The sequence below is a fragment of the Kineococcus glutinatus genome (assembly GCF_039542765.1).
GTDB lineage: Bacteria > Actinomycetota > Actinomycetes > Actinomycetales > Kineococcaceae > Kineococcus_A > Kineococcus_A glutinatus.
In genome coordinates, this window is sequence record NZ_BAABIL010000655.1 from 1 (window position 1) to 3,142 (window position 3,142).

The 3,142-nt window shown below is 76.3% G+C and carries 3 protein-coding genes; all 3 read left to right on the forward strand.

The features are described from left to right. Positions 1 to 135 precede the first annotated feature (135 nt). The 3 genes from ABEB16_RS19670 (at position 136) to ABEB16_RS19680 (ending at position 3,098) form a co-directional block, all read left to right on the forward strand. The gene (locus ABEB16_RS19670) at positions 136 to 1,191 is read left to right on the forward strand and encodes a Gfo/Idh/MocA family protein (RefSeq protein ID WP_345713897.1); all 1,056 of its coding nucleotides are present in this window, start codon (positions 136 to 138) and stop codon (positions 1,189 to 1,191) included. After that, positions 1,188 to 1,661, forward strand: coding sequence for a heme-degrading domain-containing protein (locus ABEB16_RS19675; RefSeq protein WP_345713895.1), 474 nt, complete (start codon positions 1,188 to 1,190; stop codon positions 1,659 to 1,661). Before ABEB16_RS19670 ends, ABEB16_RS19675 begins: the two co-directional genes overlap by 4 nt. Positions 1,662 to 1,745: 84 nt before the next feature. After that, positions 1,746 to 3,098 carry an MFS transporter gene (locus ABEB16_RS19680; RefSeq protein ID WP_345713896.1) on the forward strand — a complete coding sequence of 451 codons (1,353 nt, stop codon included), beginning with the start codon at positions 1,746 to 1,748 and terminating at the stop codon, positions 3,096 to 3,098. Positions 3,099 to 3,142: the final 44 nt, after the last annotated feature.

Here is a 3,142-nt window from a genome sequence, read left to right on the forward strand (position 1 = left end):
ACCCGTCCGGCCCAGCGCGCCACTCGTCCGGCCCGCCGCGGGGCCTGCGGCACCGCGGCCCGCCGCCCGCGGCCGCTGCGTAGGGTGGCGCGCGTGACCCGCTCCGCGATCGGCCCGTCCGGTGCCGCGATGCCCGTGCGCATCGGCCTCGTCGGCTACGGCTTCGGGGGGCGCTGGTTCCACGCCCCGCTCATCGCCGGCGGCCGCGGCACCGTGCTGGCCGGGGTCGTGACCCGCTCGCCGCAGCGCGCCGCGCAGGTCGTGGCCGAGCACCCCGGCACCCCGGTGCTCCGCTCGCTGGCGGCGCTGGTCGCCGCGGGCGTCGACGCGGTGGCCGTCTCCACGCCCGCGGCCACGCACACGGCCGTCACCGAGGAGGTGCTGCGCCTGGGTCTGCCCGTGGTGTGCGACAAGCCGTTCGCGCTGGACGCCGCCGCCGCGCGGGGCACCGTGGAACTCGCCGAGCGCCTCGGCGTGCCGCTGACCGTCTACCAGAACCGCCGCTGGGACTCCGACCTGCGCACCGTGCGCCGGGTGCTGGCCTCCGGCGAGCTGGGGGAGGTGCTGCGCTTCGAGTCCGCCTTCGAGCGCTGGGCGCCGGACGCCGAACCGCCCGAGGCCGGCGCCGGGTTGCTGCGCGACTTCGGCAGCCACCTCGTCGACCAGGCGCTGCACCTGTTCGGCCCGGTGTGCAGCGTCTACGCCGAGACCCGCGAGGTGCGCCCCGGTCTGGAGGACGACGTCCTCCTGCTGCTGCGGCACGTCCGCGGCGTGCGCTCGCACCTGTCCGGCGCCTGGCGCCAGGGTGCGCCGGCGCCCCGGTTCCGGGTGACGGGCAGCGCCGGCAGCTTCGTGGTGCGCGCACCGGTGGACGGCCAGGAGCAGGCGCTGCTGGCCGGTCGCACCCCGGCGCGGGAGGGGGAGCGCTGGGGCGTGGAACCGGAGGCGGCGTGGGGCGCGCTGCACCGCGGTGGCCACGTGCGGGCGGTGCCCGCCGAGCGCGGTCGCTGGGACGAGTTCTACGAGCGCTTCGCCGCCGCGGTGCGCGGCACGGGGCCGGTCCCGGTCGACCCGTGGGACGCCGTGGCCACCGCCACCGTGCTGGACGCCGCGCGCCGCAGCGCCGCGGAGGGCCGCAGCGTCGAGATCGACACCGAGGTCGGACCCGAGCCGGGGGAGGTGCGCCGGTGAGCGCGCAGGGGTGGCCGTCGCTGGAGGAGCTGGCGGCGCAGGAGGCCGAGCTGACGTGGCCGCACCTCGACGAGGACGACGCCTGGCGGCTGGGCTGCGCCCTGGTGGACGAGGCGCGCCGGCGTGCGCTGCCCGTCGCCGTCGACGTCTCCCGCGGCGAGCAGCAGCTGTTCCACGCCGCGCTGCGCGGCAGCGCACCCGACAACGACGCGTGGCTGGCGCGCAAGGCCCGCACGGTGCGCCGCTTCCACCACAGCTCCCTGTTCGTGGGGCAGCGGTGCCGGGAGGCGGGCGGCACGCTGGAGGAGGTGTTCCAGCTGCCTCAGAGGCAGTTCTGCGACCACGGCGGCGCGTTCCCCCTGACCGTGGCCGGCACCGGGGTCGTCGGTGTCGTGGGCGTCTCCGGCCTGCCGCAGCTCGAGGACCACGCCCTCGTCGTGCAGGTGCTGCGGCGGCTGCTCGCCGGCTGAGGCGCCGCTCGCCGGCGGGCCCACCGGTGTCCCGGGGCTACGATCGTCGATCGTCCACCTACCCCCACCCGCGAGGTCCGCCCCATGGGTCGCCCCGACCTGCCCACCGATCTGCCCGCCGACACGCCCACCGGCACCCCGGCGCCGGGCACCGCACCCAACCCGCTGCGCCGGGTCGCGGCGGCCAGCCTCATCGGCACCACCATCGAGTTCTACGACTTCTACGTCTACGCCACCGCCGCGGTGCTGGTGTTCGGGCCGCTGTTCTTCCCCGCCGCCAGCGACGCCGCGCAGACCCTCAGCTCGCTGGCCACGTTCGCGATCGCGTTCGTGGCCCGCCCCTTCGGCTCGGTGCTGTTCGGCCACTTCGGGGACCGGGTGGGCCGCAAGACCACCCTCGTGGCGTCGCTGCTGCTCATGGGGATCTCCACCACCCTCATCGGCGTGCTGCCCACCCACGCCACCGCCGGCGTGCTGGCCCCGCTGCTGCTGTGCGTGCTGCGCTTCGGGCAGGGCCTCGGGCTCGGCGGGGAGTGGGGCGGGGCCGCGCTGCTGGCCACCGAGAACGCCCCCAGCCACCGCCGCGCCCTGTACGGCACGCTGCCGCAGCTCGGCGCACCGCTGGGTTTCATCCTGGCCAACACCCTGTTCATCGTGCTGTCGGTGGTGCTGGACGAGGACGCCTTCACCGCGTGGGGCTGGCGCATCCCGTTCCTGCTCAGCGCCCTCCTCGTCGTGCTGGGCCTCTACGTCCGGCTGAACCTGGCCGAGACGCCGGTGTTCACCGAGGCGCTGCGCCGGCGCGAGCGGGTCCGGGTCCCGGTGGCGGAGGTGTTCCGCGGCAGCTGGCGCACGGTCGTGCTGGGCGCGCTGTCGGTGGTGCTGACGTACACGCTGTTCTACCTGATGACGGTGTTCTGCCTCAGCTACGGCACCGACGCGGAGGCCGGGCTGGGCTACGACCGGCGCACGTTCCTGCTCATGCTCTGCGGGGCGGTGCTCTTCATGGCGCTGGGCACCCCGGTCTCCGGCCTGCTGAGCGACCGGTTCGGGCGCCGGCCCGTGCTGGCCGCCGCGATGCTCGGCGCCCTCGTGCTCGGCCTGCTCATCGAGCCGCTGCTGGGTTCGGGCAGCACCGCGCTGGTCATGGTGTTCCTCTGCGCCGGCCTGTTCTGCATGGGCCTGGTGTTCGGCCCCATCGGGGCCTACCTGCCGGAGCTGTTCCCCACCGCCGTGCGCTACACCGGCGCGTCGGTGGCCTTCAACTCCGGCAGCATCCTGGGTGCCTCCCTGGCCCCCTACACGGCGGTGCGCCTGGCCGGGGCGGGTGGCCTGACCTGGGTGGGCTGGTACCTCGCCGGCGCCGCGGTGCTGAGCCTGCTGGCGCTGGCCGCGCTGCGCGAGACGCGCACCGCGGACCTGTCCGCCGTCCGCTGACCCCGGGCCCGCCCGCGCGGTGGGAGCGCCGGGGCACCGCGCCC